At 59.9% G+C, this 20,912-nt stretch carries 15 protein-coding genes; 9 read left to right on the top strand and 6 right to left on the bottom strand.

Annotated features, from left to right (window positions below; translation table 11 throughout):
- Positions 1-310: 310 nt before the first annotated feature.
- Complete coding sequence (locus tag F8A88_RS02750) at positions 311-553, bottom strand: hypothetical protein (RefSeq protein ID WP_151149533.1); 243 nt, start codon at positions 551-553, stop codon at positions 311-313.
- Between the two features lie 115 nt (positions 554-668).
- Positions 669-2,015: a sigma-54 interaction domain-containing protein gene (locus F8A88_RS02755; protein ID WP_151149534.1), complete on the bottom strand. Its 1,347-nt coding sequence runs from the start codon at positions 2,013-2,015 to the stop codon at positions 669-671.
- A 288-nt stretch (positions 2,016-2,303) separates the two neighbouring features.
- On the opposite strand from F8A88_RS02755, the gene F8A88_RS02760 reads away from it, so the two are divergent.
- Positions 2,304-3,380 carry a cytochrome c3 family protein gene (locus tag F8A88_RS02760; RefSeq protein WP_151149535.1) on the top strand — a complete coding sequence of 359 codons (1,077 nt, stop codon included), beginning with the start codon at positions 2,304-2,306 and terminating at the stop codon, positions 3,378-3,380.
- A gap of 193 nt (positions 3,381-3,573) precedes the next feature.
- The gene (locus F8A88_RS02765; protein WP_151149536.1) at positions 3,574-4,230 is read left to right on the top strand and encodes a nitrite/sulfite reductase domain-containing protein; all 657 of its coding nucleotides are present in this window, start codon (positions 3,574-3,576) and stop codon (positions 4,228-4,230) included.
- Positions 4,231-4,412: 182 nt separating this feature from the next.
- Here the strand turns inward: F8A88_RS02765 and F8A88_RS02770 are convergent, their stop codons facing one another.
- The 4 genes from F8A88_RS02770 to F8A88_RS02785 all read right to left on the bottom strand — a co-directional run bounded on the left by F8A88_RS02770 (position 4,413) and on the right by F8A88_RS02785 (position 10,789).
- Positions 4,413-4,775: a hypothetical protein gene (locus F8A88_RS02770; protein WP_151149537.1), complete on the bottom strand. Its 363-nt coding sequence runs from the start codon at positions 4,773-4,775 to the stop codon at positions 4,413-4,415.
- 167 nt (positions 4,776-4,942) lie between these two features.
- Positions 4,943-7,126, bottom strand: coding sequence for a glutamine synthetase III family protein (locus F8A88_RS02775; protein ID WP_151149538.1), 2,184 nt, complete (start codon positions 7,124-7,126; stop codon positions 4,943-4,945).
- 358 nt (positions 7,127-7,484) lie between these two features.
- Positions 7,485-8,903 carry a sigma-54-dependent transcriptional regulator gene (locus F8A88_RS02780; protein ID WP_151149539.1) on the bottom strand — a complete coding sequence of 473 codons (1,419 nt, stop codon included), beginning with the start codon at positions 8,901-8,903 and terminating at the stop codon, positions 7,485-7,487.
- Positions 8,903-10,789, bottom strand: coding sequence for a hybrid sensor histidine kinase/response regulator (locus F8A88_RS02785; RefSeq protein WP_161598321.1), 1,887 nt, complete (start codon positions 10,787-10,789; stop codon positions 8,903-8,905). Before F8A88_RS02785 ends, F8A88_RS02780 begins: the two co-directional genes overlap by 1 nt.
- Positions 10,790-11,290: 501 nt before the next feature.
- Here F8A88_RS02785 and F8A88_RS02790 point away from each other — a divergent pair.
- The 7 genes from F8A88_RS02790 to F8A88_RS02820 are packed head-to-tail and all read left to right on the top strand — an operon-like array spanning position 11,291 to position 20,901.
- Positions 11,291-13,357 carry a CoB--CoM heterodisulfide reductase iron-sulfur subunit A family protein gene (locus tag F8A88_RS02790; protein ID WP_151149541.1) on the top strand — a complete coding sequence of 689 codons (2,067 nt, stop codon included), beginning with the start codon at positions 11,291-11,293 and terminating at the stop codon, positions 13,355-13,357.
- Between the two features lie 25 nt (positions 13,358-13,382).
- Entirely contained in the window at positions 13,383-13,805 is a 423-nt protein-coding gene (locus F8A88_RS02795; RefSeq protein ID WP_151149542.1) for a hydrogenase iron-sulfur subunit, read from the top strand.
- Positions 13,806-13,835: 30 nt separating this feature from the next.
- Positions 13,836-14,966 carry a 4Fe-4S dicluster domain-containing protein gene (locus F8A88_RS02800; RefSeq protein ID WP_151149543.1) on the top strand — a complete coding sequence of 377 codons (1,131 nt, stop codon included), beginning with the start codon at positions 13,836-13,838 and terminating at the stop codon, positions 14,964-14,966.
- 9 nt (positions 14,967-14,975) lie between these two features.
- Positions 14,976-18,452 carry an FAD-dependent oxidoreductase gene (locus tag F8A88_RS02805; protein WP_151149544.1) on the top strand — a complete coding sequence of 1,159 codons (3,477 nt, stop codon included), beginning with the start codon at positions 14,976-14,978 and terminating at the stop codon, positions 18,450-18,452.
- A gap of 17 nt (positions 18,453-18,469) precedes the next feature.
- Positions 18,470-19,012, top strand: coding sequence for a 4Fe-4S dicluster domain-containing protein (locus tag F8A88_RS02810; protein WP_151149545.1), 543 nt, complete (start codon positions 18,470-18,472; stop codon positions 19,010-19,012).
- Positions 19,009-19,899 carry a CoB--CoM heterodisulfide reductase iron-sulfur subunit B family protein gene (locus tag F8A88_RS02815; protein ID WP_151149546.1) on the top strand — a complete coding sequence of 297 codons (891 nt, stop codon included), beginning with the start codon at positions 19,009-19,011 and terminating at the stop codon, positions 19,897-19,899. Before F8A88_RS02810 ends, F8A88_RS02815 begins: the two co-directional genes overlap by 4 nt.
- A 60-nt stretch (positions 19,900-19,959) precedes the next feature.
- A complete protein-coding gene (locus F8A88_RS02820; protein WP_151149547.1) occupies positions 19,960-20,901 on the top strand; it encodes a universal stress protein in 942 nt (313 codons plus the stop codon).
- Positions 20,902-20,912 lie beyond the last annotated feature (11 nt).

Raw genomic sequence — 20,912 nt, forward strand, 5'->3', positions numbered from 1 at the left:
CAGGGTGCTGGTTTGAACAGTCCAGTATCGTTGGAAAAAAAGATATGAATAAAGCAGATCATGGCAACAGTGCCTCTCCTTGGGCTTCGTCGAAAACGATTGTGAATTTCATTATCAAGACATGTCTTATAGAGCGAGCGCAAGAAGAATGCAAGACCCTTTTGTCCAGAGGGGAATTTCGGAAGGTTATGGTGTTTGCGCCAACGGGGAATGCGTTGGGTAGAGTTATGAGTGAAGAAAGGGAGATGTCGCGGGGCTTCGTTGCACTTGTCGTTTCGGCAGATCGTTTTGGGGTATGCGGGATGGGCCTCTATTCTTCGTCGTCAGGCACGTATGTGAGTTTTCCCCTGGGCCACGGATGCAGGTCGTCGTGCGGACGGGGGTCGCCATTGGCGGCAGCCGCGAGGTTGTCCAGAATTTTCTCACAGTCTTTGCACTCGTCATCGTCAAAATAGTATGAAAGATGACCGAATGCCTGATATGCTTCTGCGCAATCCTTCTGGAGCCGTTTTACTTGGGCTTCCAATTCCCTGATTTTCGCGTTTTCGTTCATATCGGTTTCCTTTTTTTGACGGTTGTTTCTCGTTTTGGTTTGGCGAATGCAAGACTCGAATGATGCCAGCCACCTGAAGGTAATAGAATTGCCCGGTCATGCGGGGTGACGATTGCTACTGCCCGGCAGCCTCATGCGTGATGCCAAGGCGCTGCATCTTGCGGTACAGGGTGCTGGGGTTAATGCCCAGTTCGCGGGCCGTATGGCTGCGGTTGCCGTCGTTGCGCTGCAGGGCGTCGCGGATCAGGGCGCGTTCCATGTCCTTGAGGGAACGCGGAGTGTGGGCATGGTCAAAGGACGTGTCGGTTCGGCGCAGTTCGCGGGGCAGGTGCCGATAGCGGATGCGCTCGCCACGGCAGAGCACGAACGCCTGCTCGATGATGTTTTCCAGCTCGCGGACGTTGCCGGGGTAGTCGTGGGCCAGCAGGCGGGCCATGGCGCGTTCCGAAAGCCCGGTCACGGCCTTGCCCTGCAAATGGTTGAACTTGGTCACCAGATGGTTGACCAGCAGGGGAATGTCGCCCCGGCGCTGCTCCAGCGGCGGCAGCACGAGATGCACCACGCGGATGCGATAATAGAGGTCGTCGCGGAACGTGCCTTTTTTGACCAGTTCGGCCAGGTCCATCTTGGCCGCGGCAATGATGCGCACGTCCACCTTGGTGGGGGTCACCCCGCCCAGCGGCTCGATGTAGCGCTCCTGCAGCACGCGCAGCAGGCGCACCTGCACCACGGGATTGAGGTCGCATATCTCATCCAGAAAGATGGTGCCGCCCCGCGCCAGTTCAAAACGCCCGGGCTTGTCCTGCTTGGCGTCCGTGAACGCCCCGGCCTTGTAGCCGAACAGTTCGGATTCCAGCAGGGTGTCGGGCAGGGCTGCGCAGTTCACGGCCACGAACCGGCCCTTGCGCCGGGGGGAAAGGTTGTGGATGGTGCGGGCGAACAGCTCTTTGCCGGTTCCCGTGGCACCCTGAATGAGCACGGTGCTTTCGCTTTCCGCCACCAGCGGCAGCGTGGCAAAGAGCTTGGTCATGGCCGGACTGCGGCCGATGATGTCCTTGAAGGTGTAGCGCGCCTCCAGCGCCTTGCGCAGTTGCTCCACCTGCGAAAGATCCTGAAAGGTCTCGACCCCGCCGATGACGGTTCCCTTTTCATCCCTGAGCAGGGCGGTGGCGATGCGCACGGGGATGCGTTCGCCCTTGGAGGTGGTGATGTGTGTGGTGGCGTTGACCACCGGGTTCCCGGAACGCAGGGTGCGTTCCATGGCGCAGGAACTGCGGCACAGGTCCGCCCGGATGATTTCGCTGCATTTGCGGCCTTCGGCTTCCTTTCTGGATATTCCGGTGATGCGTTCGGCCGCCGCGTTGAACGAGAGAACGCGGCGTTCAAGGTCCACGGTGAACACTCCCTCGTTGATGGAGTCGAGGATGGTGTCGTAGAGGCGGTTTCGGGACGATGGTTTCACTGGAACGCTCCCGGTTACAATTCTCCCGTACCATATTGTCTATCGGTTGGTCGTGCAGAATGCAAGGCGTACCGGCTTTCTGTCGTGCGTTTTGCAATGCCGGGTCGGCTGTGCCCGTGGGCTGGCCTGTGGTGAGCGAAACAAAACAGGCGGTTAGCGGCACGTGTTCATGGCATGGATGTTGCCCCTTGTGACCATGCTCATGGCCGTGCGCAATGCGAAAAGCGGCTCTGGGGGAGTGCAAACTGGCAAGACGACCTGTTTCGTATCCGAACCAAGGAGGAAATCATGCGAATTGTGCTGTTGGGCTCTTTGCTTCTTGCGGGAGTCTGTGCGCTGGCGGTCGGGAACACCGTGGCCGGGGATAAACCGGACAAGGAGGAATGCTTTGCCACCAGCCTGCACCACACCACCCGGGGCATGGGGCATTGGTACAACGCCGCGGACGGATTCAGCGCGGTGACCGGTGTTCCGTACAAGGACCTCGGGTGCAAGGGCTGCCATGTTTCCTCCTGCAATGACTGTCATCTGGAGAAAACCGAAAACGGGTATGCCTATTCCACGGAAAAGGCGCGCGACTCCAATACCTGCCTCAAATGCCATGCCCGTGAAAAGGCCACGCTGGGCATGGACAAGGCCCGGGGCATCGAGAGCGTGCACATGGGCAGCATGGAATGTGCGGACTGCCATTCGAAACGAGAGGTGCATGGCGACGGAACCTGCTACGACAGCATGCGCGCGCCCGGCGCTCTGGATACCAAGTGTACCAACTGCCATACCGCGGAAGGAGGCGATGCTCCCGCCCTGCCGGGGACCAGGTCTCATACGGTGCACAAGGACCAACTCGACTGCACGGCCTGCCACGTCTCCAACACCATGACCTGTTACAACTGCCACTTTGGCGTGCTCAAGGAAACCGGAAAGAAGTCCGAGAGTTTTGCGGCCAAGGCCAAGGATTTCCTGCTGCTGGTCAAATATGACGGCAAGGTCACCAGCGGAACCCTGCAAACATTGGTGGGGCCGGACAATTACCCGTTCGTGACCTATGTGCCGTACTTCACCCACTCGGTGATGGCCGAGGGCCGGACGTGTGAACAGTGCCACGCCACGGAAGCGGTTTCCCTGCTTGCACAGGGAAAACGGTATGCTCCGGGCACGGTCAAGGACGGCAAGGTCGTTTTCAAGACGGGCGTGATTCCGTTGGCTCCCGAGCTTCTGGATTGGCCCTTCCTTGAAAAGAAACAGGGTAAGTGGACGCCCTTCAAACCGGAAAACAAACCGTTGATACAGCTCGGCGTGTATGCCGAACCGTTTTCGGCAAAAGAGCTGAAAGCCATGAAGAAAAAACAGGTGTTCAAGCCCTGAGTCTCGGGCTTCACCTCCGGCCGGGAAACCGGCAGGCCGTTCACGGGAGCGGCTGCGGGACCATGTGTTTGCATGGTCCCGCTTTTTGTTGCCAACAGGTCGTTTATGGTTGTTTCAACATGTTGATTTGCATTTGATTCCTGTGGGGGCGCACTGTAAGAAGTTGGGCGCACCGTAAAACAGGAGACAAGCAATGAGTGACAATAAAGAAAATTCCCTGGCCGTGATGCCGGTCAGACGCACGGACGGAACCCATGCCCTGCGTCTGTGTCTGGATCAGGGATTGCTGACCCCGGACATGACGCGCCGCGTGGTGGGCATCATGGACAGTTGCCCGGGGGTGACCCTGCGCGCCACCACCGGCCAGCGCATGAATCTGGAAAATGTGCCCGGGGACCGGCTGGACGAGGTGGTGGCCCTGCTGGGTACGGCCATCCCCAAATGCCCGCCGGGCGTGTCGGTATGTTCGGGCGGCGATCTGTGCAAGCTGGGCATGCAGCCCACCCGGAGCATGGCAGACCGCCTGCTGGCCGTGATCAGGGAAAACGGCCCATATCCGTTCAAGGTCAAGTCCGGGGTGTCCGGCTGCGGCATGGCCTGCGGCCTCAGCTTTGTGCGCGATGTCGGTCTGGTGGCCGGTGCAAAAGGCTGGGACGTGTATTTCGGCGGTTGCGCCACAAGCAAGGCCTGCCCCGGTGTGCGCATCGGCAAGGGGCTGAGTGCGGACAAGGCTCTCGAGGTGGTCGGCCGGGCGTTGGTATTTTATCGTGAAAACGGCAAAAAACGTGAACGGACCAGCGGCCTGATGCGGCGTCTGGGCAAGGAAGCACTGCTGTCCGCGCTGGCATGATGCTGGTTGAGATTTTTTGGGGTACTCTTTGCAGGTTTTCAACTCGCCGTCCGTTGATGGCGAAAGGGCTTTTCAGCCGTTTTTTGGGGAGGCTTTGACCTGCGGCCCGCTGATCGTGGGACAAAGGAACCTGACGCGGGAGTTTGCGGGCCGTTGCCCGGGAATGTCATTTCGGCTTTGTTTTATTGCCGGGAATCCTGTCGTTCTTTCATCCTTGCCCCGGCGGTGCCTGCGAGTCCCTGACGTGCGCTTTCAATGGCGTGGGCGAAGTCGCGAATCTGGTCGTTGCCGGACATGATGAATTCATGTTCAACCGGCATGTAGCCGTGAAAGAGGACGTTTGCGGCCAGCTTGATGCGCCGCCATAAACGGGCGGGCCAACACTCCTCCGTGTATATGCCGCGTGGCGAGAATTTGCCGGTCATGTTCAGCGTCAGCTCCGTATCCTCGTTCTTTTCCACGATGAGCGTCAGGTCGTGGTCCGGGTGCATGCAGGTGCATTCGGCCCGGTAAATGACCATGCTTTCGTGTTCATATGATTTCATGATTTTTGATGCTGATAGCATGGTTTTTAGTTCCTGTGGCTTATGTTTGTTGTTTTGAAGCAGGTTGTAAATATAGCCATGGCTATTGTCTAAGGCAAGTGGCGCAGCAAAAAAACGGCCCGGTTTCTTGGAAACCGGGCCGTTTGCATTGTTCGGGGAAGAAAATGCTATTTGATGAACAGCATTTCCTGATAGCTGGGCAGGGCCCAAAGGTCGTCGGCCACAACCATTTCCAGCTCGTCCGCGTACTTGCGAACTTCCAGCATGGCAGGAAGCACCGTGTCCACGCAGTAGCGGGCTTCATCCCGGACATCGTCGAATTCGCCGTTGTCCATGACGGATTCCAGCGCCTCGGTGGCAGCCTGCAGGCCGCGCAGCTTGGCAGTCACGTCGTCGAGGATGCCGGTGGTGGGTTCGATGCCTGCGGTCTTCATGTTGGCGCAGACATTGGCCAGTTCGCCCTGATAACGGATGGCGGCGGGCAGGATGATGGTGCGGGCCATCTTGATGGACTGCTCGGCTTCCGTGGTGATGAGCTGGTTGTACTGCTCATGGTAGATTTCAGTGCGGGATTCCAGTTCGTCCTTGGAAAGCACTTCGTATTTTTCAAACAGCTCGATGACGTCCGGGTCGCTCATGGTCGGCAGGGCGTCGGCAGCGGTCTTGAGGTTGGGCAGACCGCGTTTGGCGGCTTCTTCCTGCCATTCGTCGGAGTAGCCGTCACCGTTGAAGACCACATGACCATGCTTTTTCATGATGTCCTGAATGACCTTCTGGCAGGCTTCACTGAGCTTCGACTCGTCACCCTTGGTGATCTTTTCAATCTCGTCGGCCATGAAGTCCAGGGATTCAGCGAGGATGGTGTTCAGGGCCACCTGTGCTCCGGCGATGGACTGGTTGGAGCCCACGGCGCGGAACTCGAAACGGTTGCCCGTGAAGGCGAAGGGGCTGGTGCGGTTGCGGTCGCCGGCGTCCATGGGCAGCGGGGGTAGGGTGTCGACACCCACTTCGAGGCAGCCCTTGGTCTTGCAGCCGGTGAGGCCGCCTTCCTTGATCTGTTCAAAGATGTCGGCCAGCTGCTCGCCGAGGAAGATGGAGATGATGGCCGGGGGAGCTTCGTTGGCGCCCAGACGGTGGTCGTTGCCGGCCGAGGCGACAACCGCGCGGAGCAGTTTGCCGTATTTTTCAACCGCGCGGATGGTGGCGGCGGTGAAGACCAGGAACTGCATGTTCTTGTGCGGGGTGTCGCCGGGGTTGTAGAGCGATCCCTGCGACGGGGTGGACAGGGAGTAGTTCAGGTGCTTGCCCGAGCCGTTGATGCCCGCAAAGGGCTTTTCGTGCAGCATGCAGGCCATGCCGTTGCGCTTGGCCACGGATTTGAGCACGGTCATGACCATCTGGTTGTGGTCGGTGGCCAGGTTTGCCTGTTCGTAGACCGGGGCGATCTCGAACTGGCCCGGGGCCACTTCGTTGTGGCGGGTCTTGACCGGCACGCCCAGCTTGTAGAGTTCTCGCTCCACTTCCAGCATGAAGGAGAGGACGCGGCGGGGAATGGCGCCGAAATAGTGGTCGTCCAGTTCCTGGCCTTTGGCGGGCTTGGCGCCGAACAGGGTACGGCCGCAGACCATCAGGTCCGGGCGGGCAAAATAGAAGTTGCGGTCAACAAGGAAGTATTCCTGCTCGGGACCGGCGTTGGAGACAACCATTTCGCCGTTGTCGTTGCCGAAGAGCCCGAGCATGCGGGTGGCAGACTTGTTGATGGCCTGATTGGCGCGCAGCAGCGGAGTCTTTTTGTCCAGCGCGTGTCCTTTCCAGGAAACGAACGCCGTGGGAATACACAGGAAGGTCCCGTTGGGGTTTTCCAGAATGTAGGCCGGGTTGGTCACGTCCCACGCGGTGTAGCCGCGTGCTTCGAACGTGGCGCGCAGGCCGCCGGACGGGAAACTGGAGGCATCGGGCTCGCCCTGAATCAGGAGTTTGCCGTCGAATTCCGCAATGGCGCCGCCCTCGCCGTCCGGGGAAAGGAAGCCGTCGTGCTTTTCCGCGGTCAGTCCGGTGAGGGGATAGAACACGTGGGTGTAATGAGTGGCTCCCTTGGAGAGGGCCCATTCCTTCATGGCCGCGGCCACCGGACCGGCAATGGCGGGGTCGAGCTTTTCGCCGGTTTTTTTGGTCTTCATCAAGGATTTGTATACATCCTTGGGAAGCATGTTCTTCATGACCTTGTCGCTGAAGACATTGGAACCGAAGATTTCGGTAGGCGTGGTCTTGGAAAAATCCAGGGGTTCACTGGTGGGGGTGTAGTTGGTGATGGCCTGGATGGCGCTGCGCCGAACCTGATATCCACTCATTGCTGCATCTCCTTGAAGCGCTTTTGTGTTACTCCGGTGTTTTGGCCGGGGTATTGTTGCCTTGTCGTTCGGGTTCTACTAACAAATACCGGGCCAAGAGTGCGTTGTCCTTGTATTCCAGATGATTAGTGGAATGTGCCCGGATTTGTGCTGGTGTTGTTTTACGAAAATGTAATTTCAATAGTGAAAAAAGACTATCGATTTCACAAAAAAAGGAAATTGAAGCTTTTGAAAAAGACCATTTTGCATCGTGCTTGACGGTTTTTCGAATATTGAAGCGTCCGGTTGTGTGTGACGCAGTATGGGTACGCGTTTTTTGCTGCAGGGTCCAGTATGGGGAGTCCCGGAGAGGGAAGAATCATTCCGGGGTATAGAGATTCTTTCGGGTCAGCCCGTGCTTTTTGAGCAGGGCATAGAGCCGTGCGCGCGATAACCCGGAAAGTGTGCAGGCCTGCTGCACGTTGCCGCGCGCGGTCTGGAAAAGGTCACGCAGGTATTTTTGCTCAAGTTCTCCGACGACCTGCTCCCGAAAATCCTTGAACAGCGGAAAGTTGCTCGCATCCAGCGTGGTGTCTGCCGCGGCGGTGTCCGCGTTTGCAGAAAGAGTCTGGCGGGCCATGTGCACCCGGATGTCCATGGGCAAGTGGCGCGGCAGCAGGGTCCGTTCTTCTCCGGACCGTGCAAGTGCGTTTTCCACGGCATTGGAAAGTTCACGCACGTTGCCGGGCCACTGGTATTTTTCCAGCATATCCCGAAAATCCGGAGAACATTCCTTTTCCGTGCCGTTGTCGCGTGCGATGGCCCGTTTGAGGAAATGGTCGGTGAGCAGACGCACGTCGCCCGTGCGTTCCCGCAGGGGAGGGACGCGCACGGATATGGTGCGGATGCGGAAAAGCAGGTCCTGCCGGAAATCCCATGAGGCCACCATGGCGTCGAGGTCGCGGTTGGTGGCGGCGATGAGCCGGAAGTTGCTGGTGACCTCGTGCTCGGAACCCACCGGACGGAAGCGGCGTTCCTGCACCACGCGCAAAAAACTTTTTTGCACGGCAAGAGGCAGTTCCCCGATTTCGTCCAGAAAGAGAGTGCCTCCGTCGGCCTGCCGGATCAATCCGTCCTGACGCCGGTCAGCCCCCGTGAATGCGCCCCGCTCATGCCCGAAGAGGGTGCTTTCCACAAGATTCTCTGGCAGGGCCGCACAATCCACCACCACGAAGGGCATGTCCGACTTTCGGCTGTTCTGGTGTGTTATGCGCGCCAACAGTTCCTTGCCGGTTCCTGTTTCTCCGGTGATGAGCACGTTGGCGTCCGTGTCTGCGGCCTGGGCCAGCATTTCCAGGCAGGTGTTCAGGGCCTTGCTTTGGCCCACGATGGCGTCGCGCTTGAGGTCGCGGGCAGCGATGCGGCTGAGCTTCTGGCGGCGGTATTCGATGGCACGGCTCACAGGCAGCTTGATTTTGCTCAGTGTGGGCGGTTTGGGAATGTAGCTCCACGCCCCGCTGCGGATGGCCAGTTCCGCCCCGTCCGGGTCGCTGGATGCGGAGAGTATGATCACTTCGGGACGGCTGCGGCCGTCTCGGATTTCGGCAAGGCTGTCCAGACCGCTGCCGTCGGGCAGGCCGATGTCCAGAATCACAAGGTCATATTTTCCCTTTCGGGCCATGTCCACGCCCTGCACAAGGTAGTTGGCCACGTCAACCTTGTGCCCCATGTCCGAAATGACCATGGCCAGGGCCTTGCAAAGCTGCACGTCGTCATCAATGATCAGAACCTGCGCCATCAGTAGCCTCCTGCATCATGGTCGGGGATTGCGGCCTGAACCTTGGCCAGAATGTCGGACAGCTCCTCAAAGAGGCAGGGTTTGCGCAGAAACGCCTGCACGCCCAGTGCCTGGGCCTTGCGCGGCGGAAAAAGTTCGGTGTACGCGGTGAGCAGTATTACGGGCAGATCGAAGCGGCTGAGCTTGATTTCCTTGGCCAGCTCCAATCCGTTGAGTTCCGGGGTGGCCACGTCGATCATGACCAGCGAATAATGCTCCGGGTCCTGCCGGAAAAGTGCCAGCGCCTCGTATCCGTTGCGGCTGTGGGTCACGTCGTAACCCAGTTGCAGCAGGTTTTCGCGCAGGCCGCGTACCGTGACCTCGTCGTCGTCCACCAACAGGACGCGGGAGTGCCGATCATTGTCGATGACCTGCTTCTGGGTGGGGCTGACTTCACAGTTGACGCATTTGGGCAGGTACACCTTGAACTCCGTGCCCTTTTTCGGTTCGCTTTCCACCATGACCGTTCCTCCCATGCCCGTGACGATGTTGCGCACCACGGTCAGGCCCAACCCGGTGCCCACGCCCTCCTTTTTGGTGGTGAAGAACGGTTCGAATATTTCCTCCAGATTTTCACGGGGGATTCCCTGGCCGTCGTCGGCCACACTCAAACAGAGGTAATGGCCGGGCCGTAGCATGGGGAAAGAACGGCGAGTGTCGTTGTTCACCTCCATGTCCGAAAGCGTGATCTCCAGCAGCCCGCGGCTGTCGCCCATGGCCTGCGCCGCGTTGGTACAGAGGTTCAGCAGCACCTGGTGCATCTGGGTTGGGTCGGCGCGGATCACGTCTTCCTCTGATTGGTTATTGTAATGGATGTCGATGCCGGTGTTCAGGCTGGCCCGCAGTATCTTGAGACATTCCTTGGCAATGGCGCCTACGCGGAAAGGCAGGGGCTTGTCGGCCTCGCGGCCCCGGCTCAGGCCGAGAATCTGCTCCACAAGCTGTCGCGCCCTGTTGGCGGAGTTGAGTATTTCCTCCAATGATTCGCGGAGTTGGGGAATGTCCTGATGTCGGGCCAGGCTGACCTCGGTGTGCAGGATGATGGGGCCGAGGATGTTGTTGAAGTCGTGAGCGATGCCGCTGGCCAGCGTTCCGATGGCCTCCATTTTCTGGGCCTGACGCAGTTGTTTTTCCAGCAGGGTCATGTCCGTCACGTCGCGCCAGATGGTCACGAAGCCCATGGGCATGAACCGTTTGCCCCGAATACGCACGATGGTCAGTTCGCTTTGGAAGGTGTCGCCGTTTTTTCGGGTGCTGCTGGTGCGTCCGGCCCATGTGTCGCCATGGCGAAGGCTGGAGACAACGTTGCTGAGCAGGTTTTCCTGCTCAAGGCCCTTGAAGAGCATTTCCAGTTTGCGGCCACGCGCCTCCTTCTGGGAGAAGCCGGTCATGTGCTCGAAGGACTGGTTCACGTATTGTATGTGCATCTCCTCATCAAGAATGATGATGGCTTCCATGGCCTGCTGGATGGCCGTTGCCAGCCGGAATCGTTCGGCCTCGGCCTTTTTGGACGCCGTGATGTCCTGCAGGGAAATGACGATGGCGTCCACGTTGCTGTCCGCGTGGATGACCGGCTCGAGCACGGCTTCGAACACGTTGTCGCCGGCGGTTGTGTCCTGGAAATGGCATCCCTTGCCCGTGCCCACCACGGTTGCCAGGTGCCGTTGCCAGCGCAGGGCCATGTCTTGCGGAAAGAGACGAAAGACGCTTCTGCCCACCAGCCTGTTGCGCTCGATGCCCAGCCGTTTGCACATCTGGTCGTTGGCGGCGGTGACCGTTCCGTCGGGGGCCAGCACCATGGTTTGGCTGAAGGTTGCGTTCAGAAGGGTCTTGTGCAGGTTGTCCATGCAATGCGTCCTCGGTATACATATTTCCCTGATTACTACGTCTGTTACTCCTCTTGGAAATTCATGGCAAGCCGTACGCGCAATTTTTTCCAATCCTCCCCAATGATTTGTCTTGGAAAAATGGATGCTCTGCGCGCCTCCAAGGGACTTTTTTTGCATCCATTGCCATGTTTTTATTGAGTATAATCAAAAGAAATTAAAAATCTCGTTACGCAAGACGTTTCTTGTTTTGCAAGGTGATTGTGCGCTTTTTTTCACGCTTTTTTCTTCATCTGCACATGGCTTTTGGATTCAAGAATCTGTTTTTCCTATTTTTTTTATGATGCGGCACGTGCCTTGTAGTGTCTGTGCAGACGCTCGCACAACGTCTTGAAACAGCGGCAGCATGTTCGTCATGCAGGAAGAAAGGGCCGCACGGCGCGGATGAATAGCGGATTCCGGCAACATGGCCGCGGGAACGGTCGTCCGGTGCACCCGGCCCGAACAGGAGGATGAATCAGCATGCCCAACAGAATCGGAGTGTATGTGTGCCATTGCGGCACGAACATCGATCCCAAGGTGAATACGGCGCAGGTGGCCGAGTTTGCTTCGCACCTGCACAACGTGGCCGTGGCCCGGGACTACAAATTCATGTGCTCGGACCCCGGACAGGACATGATCATCAATGATATTCGCGAATTCGGGTTGAACCGGGTGGTGGTGGCCTCCTGTTCTCCACGGCTGCATGAAAAGACCTTTCAGAATGCCTGTCGCCGTGCGGGCATGAATCCGTTCCATTTCCAGATGACCTGCATCCGCGAGCATTGTTCGTGGATCGTGGCCGACCCGGCCGAAGCAACGACCAAGGCCAAGCATCTGGTTGCGGCCGCAGTGAACCGCGTGAATTATCATGAGGAACTGTTTTCACGCGTGGAAAAGGTCCACCCGGACGTCATGGTGGTGGGCGGCGGCATTGCCGGGATTCAGGCTGCGCTGGACGTGGCCAAGTCCGGCCACAAGGTGCATCTGGTGGAGCGTGAGCCGTCCATCGGCGGGCACATGGCCCAGTTCGACAAGACATTTCCCACGCTGGACTGTGCGGCGTGTATATCCACGCCCAAGATGGTGGCCGTTTCCCAGGATCCCAACATCAACCTCATGACCTACAGCGAGGTCACGGACCTGACCGGGTTCGTAGGCAACTATCAGGCCACGGTGACCATGAAGCCCCGCTACGTGGACATGAGCAAGTGCACGGGCTGCGGCCTCTGTACCGAGAAATGTCCCACCAAGGTGCCGAGCCTGTTCGAGGAAGGGCTTGGCATGCGCCGGGCCATCTATCGCAACTCGCCCCAGAGCGTACCCAACAAGCCGGTCATCGACGCTGAGCATTGCCGTCATTTGGGGCTGGGCAAGAAGTGCGGCGTCTGCGAAAAGCTCTGTCCCTCCGGGGCCATCGATTTTTCGCAGAAGGCCGAAGAGATCTCACTGGACGTGGGGTCGGTCATTCTGGCCACCGGGTTCGACACCATGGACCCGACTCCGCTCGGCCAGTACGGGTTCGGCAAGTTCGACAACGTCTACACCGGCCTGCAGTTCGAACGGCTCAACAACGCCGTGGGTCCCACAGGCGGCAAGATTCAGCTCAGGGACGGTAGCGCGCCTGAGAGCGTGGCCATACTGCATTGCGTGGGTAGCCGCGACGCCAACCACCATCCCTACTGCTCGCGGGTCTGCTGCATGTATGCGCTCAAGTACGACCACCTGCTCAAGGACAAGCTGGGCCACGACTGCAAGATTTATAATTTCTACATAGATATGCGTTGTTTCGGCAAGGGATACGAGGAATTTTTCCGCAGGGTGCAGGAAGAGGGCGTGACCTTCATTCGCGGCCGTCCTTCGGAGATCACGGATCAGGCCAAAACCCCGGACGAGGAAGGCAAGCTCGTGGTGGTCAGCGAGGACACGTTGCTGGGCGAAATCGTGCGTGTTCCCGTGGACATGGCCATCCTGTGCACGGCCATGAAGGCGCGTGACGACGTGGCCGAAGTGGCCCGCGTGTTCGGCGTGAGTCAGGGCATGGACGGCTTCTTCCTTGAAGAACACCCCAAGCTCGGCCCGGTGTCCACGGCCACGGACGGCATCTTCCTTGCCGGAACCTGTCAGGGACCCAAGGACATTCCCGACGCGGTTTCCCATGCCTCGGGCGCTGCGGCGCAGGCGTTGGCATTGGCCGCGCGCGGCATCGTGGACATCGCTCCCACCATATCGTGGATCAACCCGGACATCTGCGTGGGCTGCAAGGCCTGCATCGGCCTGTGTGCCTATTCGGCCATCGAGTTCGACGAGCGCCGGCAGGTGTCCGTGGTCAACGCGGCCATGTGCAAGGGCTGTGGCAGTTGCGCCGGGCATTGCCCGAGCGGCGCGGCCCAGATCAGGCATTTCAACGAAAAGCAGATATTCGCGGAACTCGAAGGCGTGCTGGACGAACTGCCCGGCGAGGTGGAACCGGAAACGGCGCCCGTGGGCGATCCCGTGGAAATTCCGGTAGAGGCCCGCGACCGGGAAACAACAGAAGCTCAGGCATGAGATTCGTGCCGCTGGAGGAACTGAAATGAGTACTTTCGAACCTTCCATTGTTGCCTTTGTCTGCAACTGGTGCACCTACACGGCCGCAGACCTGGCAGGGACCGCGCGCATGGTCCAGTATCCCAACGTCCGGCTCATCCGCATGATGTGCACGGGCATGGTGGACCCCAAGTATGTAATCAAGGCCCTGCTTTCCGGGGCGGACGCCGTGCTCATCAGCGGCTGCCATCCGGGCGACTGCCATTACATCAACGGCAACTACAAGGCGCGCAGGCGCGTCAAGCTGCTCAAGGAGATTCTGGCCCGGTTCGGCATGGACGAGCGCAGGCTCAAGCTGACCTGGATCGGCGCCAGTGAAGGCAACGAGTTTGCCGAAACCATCAATGAGCTGGTTGAGGAGATCCGCGAACTCGGTCCCAACGAGATCCGCAGGAGCATAGCGGTTTAAGAACGGTTTTCGTCAAAGGGAGAGAACGATATGGCTTCCATTACCAGTATCAACGTTGCGGACGGCGATCCGGTCAAGGCATTGCAGGGCTTCATGGCCTCGCTGCTGGAAGAGGACGTTGTCGACGCTGTTTTCACTTTGTGGGAACGTCCCGGAGCCGGGGAGATCATGCCCGCGCTCATCACCGACCCGAAAATGACGGAACAGGCTGTTCCGCTTTCACCCGCGTACCCGCTCAACGGTGCGCGCCTGCTGGCGCGGCTGACCCACGGCGAATCACGTGGCAGGGTGGCGGCCTTTTTGCGGCCCTGCGAACTGCGCGCCTTCGTGGAACTCATCAAGCTCAATCAGGCCGGGACGCAGGACCTCATCATGGTGGGGGTGGACTGTTTCGGCGCATACGACAACCGCACCTACCGCGAGCTCGCCAAGGGCAACGACCACAAGGATCTGGCCAACGAATTCGTGCTGGCCGGGGGCAAGGTCTCGGGTGCCGAAGTGGCGCGAGCCTGCAAGGCCTGCGAATATCCGGTTGCCGGGTCCGCGGATCTGGCGGTGGGGCTTGTGGGCGTGGACGTCGGGTCCACCATATTGCTGGCCGCGCAGAGCGCAGCCGGTGAAAGCGTCATCAACCGTCTCGGATTGCAGGACGCCTCGGGCGGGCCGGAACGCGAACAGGCCGTGGAAGCACTGGTCAAGGAACGCGAGGCCTATCGCGACGCCATGTTCGAGGAAACCGCGGCGGCCACGGCGGACCTCAAGAACCTTTCCGCCTATCTGGCCGGATGCGTGAATTGCTACAACTGTCGCGTGGCCTGTCCTGTCTGCTACTGCAAGGAGTGCGTGTTCGTCACCGACGTGTTCGACCACAAGCCGTGGCAGTACATGGGCTGGGCACACAAGGACGGTTCTTTGCGCATGCCCACGGATACCATTTTCTTCCATCTGACGCGCATGGCGCACATGAGCACGGCCTGTGTGGGCTGCGGCCAGTGTTCCAATGCCTGCCCCAACGACATTCCGGTCATGGAGCTGTTCCGGCTGGTCAGCCAGCGCACGCAGGGGGCCTTTGACTACGAACCGGGGCTGGACATGAACGAGCCGCCGCCCCTGAACGTGTTCAAGGAAGATGAATTCACCGAGCTGACCTGCGCCACCTAGGGGGACGTCATGAGAGACAGTTACGGAGCATTGGTGGTTGGAGCCGGGGTCGCCGGCATTCACGCGGCCCTGGATCTTGCCGAAACCGGACACAAGGTTGCCCTGATCGATTCGCGCGCAAACATGGGCGGGCTGCTCAGCCAGCTGGACCATCAGTTTCCGAGCGACCATTGCGGCATGTGCAAGATGCTGCCGCTCACCGAGCGTGATTCGTCCAGCCAGTTCTGTCTGCGCAAGGGGCTTTTCCATCGCAATATCGATCTGCGGCTCATGACCGAGCTGGACTCGCTGCAGGGCGATCCCGGGCAGTTTCATGCCACCATCCGGACACGGTCCACATTCGTGGATCCGCACAAGTGTATCGGGTGCGGGCAGTGCTCCGAGGTCTGCCCGGTGCGTGTGCCCAGCGAGTTCAATGCGGGCCTGACCGAACGGGCGGCCATACATTTGCCCGTTCCCCAGCATGTGCCCAACCATTATGCGGTGGACCTGGATAATTGCGTGCGCTGTCTTGAATGCGTCAAGGCCTGCCCCACCGGAGCCATTGATTTCCGTCTGGACGAGCGCAAGGATTTCCCGGTGCTGGTGGCGGACGCGGATGCTTCCGTTGGCAGGGAACTTGCGGAATGGTTCAAGGAGCGGGAATTTCCCCTGACCCATGCGGCCGACTCCGTTGCCGCGGTCACGCACATGGAATCCCAGCCGGTCAGTCTGGTCATGGTTTCGCTCGGTTTGCCGGACGACGAGGTGCGGCGCATCATTTCCCGCGCCAAGGAACTGGACCCGAACCTGCCCGTGCATCTGGTGCTGGACGAAGGGCAAACCCTTGGCGACGACGACCGCAAGGCCCTCATAGAAATGGGTGCGTCGCGTGACATGTTGCAAAAGCCCTTGCAGCGGGCGGCCATATCCAACTGGCTGGAAAAGCGCTTCATGCGCCAGACCACGGATACGCGGCGCGAATTCGATGTTGGTGCGGTCATTCTGGCCTCCGGGTTTGAATGTTTCAATCCCAAGGATGACCCCGAGGGCATGGCCGGCATGTACATGTACGGCGATCATCCCGGCGTGGTGACCTCCATCGAGTTCGAGCGGCTCATCAGCAGCTCCGGGATGGGCGGGCGCGGCAAGGCGCTGGTGCGCCCCGGCGACGGCAGGCCCGTGAAGAAGATCGCCTGGCTGCAATGCGTGGGTTCCCGCGACGAACGGCGCAAGGCCGGTTTCTGCTCCTCGTTCTGCTGCATGGTTTCCATCAAGGAGGCCCTGCTGGCACGCAGGCGTGCCCGCGAAGCCGGGGCCGACGACCTGGAAACAACGATATTCAGCATGGACATGCGGACCTTTGGCAAGGATTTCCAGCGTTACAGGGATAACGCCGAAGGTGAGGAAGGCGTGCGTTTCGTGAAGATGCGCATCCATTCCCTCGTGCCTGCCGGTGATGAAAGCAACAGCATCCGCGTGCAGTATCCCGGGGATGACCTCAAGCTGGTTTTCGAAGATTTCGACATGGTGGTGCTCGGTGTGGGCGCTCGCCCGCCAAAGAGCATCGACCGCCTTGCCGAGGTCACGGGGATCCGGCTCAATGAGTGGAACTTCTGCGAGACAAAGCCCTACATGCCGTCGCGTACCAGCGAACTGGGCGTCATGGCTGCGGGCGTGTTCGGGGGGCCGCGCGATATTGCCGAATCCGTGATCCTTTCCGGGGCGGCAGCGCTGGAGGCCTCACGCCTTATCAACATTTATGCGCCGCTCAAGGAGCAGGAGCCAGACCCGGAACCTGAATACCGGGATGTTTCCCGCGAACGGCCGCGCATGCTTCTGGCCCTGTGCACATCCTGTCCGCTTCTGGAGCAGGAACTGGATTTCGACGCCCTGACCGAAAAGCTTTCGGCCCTGCCGAGCGTGTGCGCGGTGGCCCGGGTGGGACGAACCTGCAGCGGAGAAGGGTGGGAAGAGATTCACGCCCTTGTGAAGGAACATGAACCCAACAGGATCCTCGTGGGCGCGTGCATGCCGTATGCCTATGTGCCGCGGCTGCGCGAACTCGGGGACGCCACCGGGCTGAACCCCGCGCTTATGGATGTTGCGGATGTCTATACCCCGCTCATGAACTGCAAGGGAGCCTGCGATCCTGACGAGTTGTCCGCCGAAGTTGTCTCCCTCATGGAGATGGCGGCGGTCAAGTTGCTGGATCAGGATCCTTCGCCCTTGCCCCGCCCGCTTCCGGTCTTTCGCGAAGCCCTTGTGGTGGGCGGCGGGCTTGCGGGCATGACCGCGGCCTTGGGCGTTGCCGACCACGGCTACAACGTCTGTCTCGTGGAAGAGAGCGAGGCCTTGGGCGGCATGGCCATGAAGCTGCATTACACCCTTGAGGACGACGACCCGCACGGGTTCATGGAGAACCTTGTGGAGCAGGTCATCAAGCACCCGCACATCCGCGTGTTCACCAATGGACGGGTCACGCTGTCCACCGGACGCGCCGGGCGGTTCATGAGCCTGATTTCGTCGGACGACGGAACCTTCCCGCTGGAACACGGGGCCACGATTCTGGCCACGGGCGGCCGGGAGGCCCGGGTGTACGACTACGGGTTCCGGGTGCACAAGTCTGTGCTCAGCCAGCGCAGGCTGGAAGACCGGCTCGCTTCGGGCGAACTGGACCTTGCCGAACTGGACCGCGGCGTGGCCATGATCCAGTGCTGGCGCTCCCGCGAGGAATCCCGCAATTATTGCAGCCGGGTCTGCTGTGCGCAGGCGCTCAAGAACATCAGGGTGCTCAAGAAGCGCAGGCCGGACCTGCCCGTGTACGTCTTCTACCGGGACATCATGTCCTACGGATTCTCGGAAAAGTATTACACCGAGGCCCGCAAGCTGGGCGCCATCTTCATTCAGTATGATCTGGACAACCGTCCCGAGGTCCGCTTCGAGGACGAGCTGCCCGTGATCACGGCCATGGAGCCGATTCTGAACAGCAAGGTGGAAATCCGGCCGGACCTGCTGGTGCTTTCCGTGGGACTGGAACCCAATGAAACCGACGAAATCCGTGAGATATTCGGAGTGGAAACCAATCAGGACGGCTTCTTCCGCGAGGCCGAATCCAAGTGGCGGCCCGTTGATTTTGCCAAGCAGGGCGTTTTCATGTGCGGGGTGGCCCATTCGCCGGGCAACATGAACGAGACCGTTGCCTCGGCCAAGGCCGCGGCCCAGCGGGCGCTGGGCATACTCACGCGCAAGGCCCTGACCTGCTCCAACACGGTGGCGGGCGTTCGGGAGTCGTTGTGCTCCCTGTGCGGCAAGTGCATCACGGCCTGCCCTTACGATGCCCGAAGCCTCGACATCACCAAGGACAGGATCATTGTCGACGAACTGTTGTGCCAGGGATGCGGCGCGTGTGCCGCGGCCTGTCCCAACAGCGCGAGCTACCTGCGAGGGTTTACCGACAATCAGATCATGTCCGTAATCGACGCGGCCCTGGAAACGGTGGTTTAGCGCAAGGAGAGAGCGTCATGTCGACAGAACTTCACGACTCCGCGTCCGCAAGGGCGGAACTGGACGCCATAGCCGACAACCTGCGGGCCTGCATGCAGTGTGGCACATGTTCGGCATCGTGCCCCAATGTTCACTTCATGGACTTCACGCCGCGGCGCATGTGGCGGCTCATGACCTTGGGGCGCTATGACGAGGTGCTGAACTCCAAGACCTTCTGGAGTTGTTCGGCCTGTTATACCTGCACGTTGCGTTGCCCGCGCGGATTGCCCCTGACCGAGGCCGTGTATGCGCTCAAGCGCTATGCCGCCGGGAACAAGGGGAAGCATTCTGCGTTTTATCGCGCGTTTCTGGACAACGTGCAGCGCAACGGGCGCGTGCAGGAAAGTACGCTCATGGCCCGGTACCTTGCCGAAATGCGCAGCCCGTCCAAGGCGCTCGGGTTTGTGCCCGTGGGGCTGAAGCTCCTGCGCGCAGGCAAGCTGCATCCGCCGGGCAGTGAATACAAGGGCGTGCTCAAGCCCATGTTCGACGCGGAACGGAATATGGAGGATCGGTCATGAAGTATGCCTATTACCCCGGATGTTCATTGCGAGAGAGTGCTCGGGAATATGACGACACCACGCGCATCGTGCTGGAAGCGCTGGGCGCGGAATTGGTGGAGATTCCCGGCTGGACCTGCTGCGGCGCCGCAGCGGTGGAGGCCGTGGACCGGACCATGGCCGTGGCCCTGCCCGCCCGGAACCTCGCGCTGGCAGGTACTCACATTCCCGAGGCCGATGTGTTGGCCCCGTGCAGCGCGTGCTATCTGAACCTGCTCAAGGCCGCACGGCGTATTGATGACGATCATGAACTGCATCGGCATATCGCGGGCCTGCTGCAGGCCGAAGGCCTTGAATTGGCCGGTCCGTACCGGGTGCGCCATCTGTTGGACGTGCTCAATAACGATTTTGCGGATTCCGTGACCGAACATGTGACAACGCCTTTGGAAGGGTTGCGCATCGCCCCGTATTACGGCTGCCAGATATTGCGTCCGTATGCCGTGTTCGACGACCCGGAATGGCCCCGCAGCATGGAGCCGGTCATCACGGCCATGGGTGCGGAAATACACGATTGGGCCATGGGTGCGCACTGTTGCGGCGCGTCGCTCATGGTCACGGACAAGGAAGCGGCGCTTTCGTCGGTGTTCTCCATTCTGGAGGCCGCCGAGGGAGCGGACGTCATAGCAACGGTATGTCCCCTTTGCCAGATGAATCTGGAGATGTACCAGGACGAGGCCTCACGGCTGGGCGGAAGAAGGGTTCATGCGAGCGTCCTCTATCTTCCCCAGCTCATGGGTCTGGCCTTCGGTTTCTCGGGACAGCGCATGCAGCTCGGCAAAAACGTGGCCCTGAGCGGCACCATGGCGAACATGGCCGCGGGCTCGAACCGGGCCGCGGCACCAGCCTGATTCCGGCACAGTGCACGGATGCATGGGCAAACGGACTACCAATGACAAGGAGGGCGCATCATGTTTAAGGACATCATTCTGGCAATCACCCCGTCTGAAATCTGCGAGTGTGCGGCGGACAAGGCCTTTGCCTTTGCCCAGCGCTTCGAATCAAAGCTGTATCTGGTGCACATCTGCGGCATCGAGCACGGCTGGGGCAGCATGGAACATCTGGAAGCCTCGGGCGAGACCGCGCGCATCAAGGACAAGATAATGGCCTATTACGGCGACAAGCTCGAAGGCATCAAGGATTATGAAGTCATCGTGCGTGCCGGGATTCCCCACAACGAAATCCTGCGCCTCGTGCGCCAGAAGAACGCGGATCTCGTGGTCATGGGACCGCATACCAAGAAGTACGTGGAAGAACGTTCGCGCATGTGGGGCATGGCGGGCAGCACCCTTGAACGCGTGAGCCAGCGTTGTCCCTGTCCGGTGATGATCGTCACCCGTCAGGCTCCCTACGGCGAGCAGGTGTTCAACAAGGTGCTGGTGGCCACGGACTTTTCCGATCCTGCCGAATGCGCAGTGAATTATGGTGCCCAGATGGCGCGCCACTACAAGTCCGAACTGGTGGTCTTCCATGCCATGGATCAGGAAGAACTGCCGCAGGAAGAGGTTGAACAGCGGGTGGAAGCGGCCAAGAACCGCATGTCCGTCGAATACGGCCCCCGTCTGGCGGGTATCTCCGCCAGCTCGTTCGAGTGCTGGGAAGGCAAGGCGTCCACCGAGATCCTCAAGACCGCGCGCATTCACAAGGCGGATCTGATCATCATGGCGCACCATACGCGTGAAGTGGATCCGGAAAAGGCGGTGCTCGGTTCCACCGTGGTTCAGGTGGCGCTCAATTCGAGTGCTCCCACCATGAGCGTGAACAAGCATTTCGATCTGCGTTGCGGACTCATGTACGACCAGACCGGCGAAGCCACCGAAGCGGGAAGTGCTGCAGCGCCGGCCGAGTCCTGAACACCTGACAC

Origin of the sequence: Pseudodesulfovibrio senegalensis (assembly GCF_008830225.1) — a bacterium.
GTDB classification, from domain to species: Bacteria; Desulfobacterota; Desulfovibrionia; order Desulfovibrionales; family Desulfovibrionaceae; genus Pseudodesulfovibrio; species Pseudodesulfovibrio senegalensis.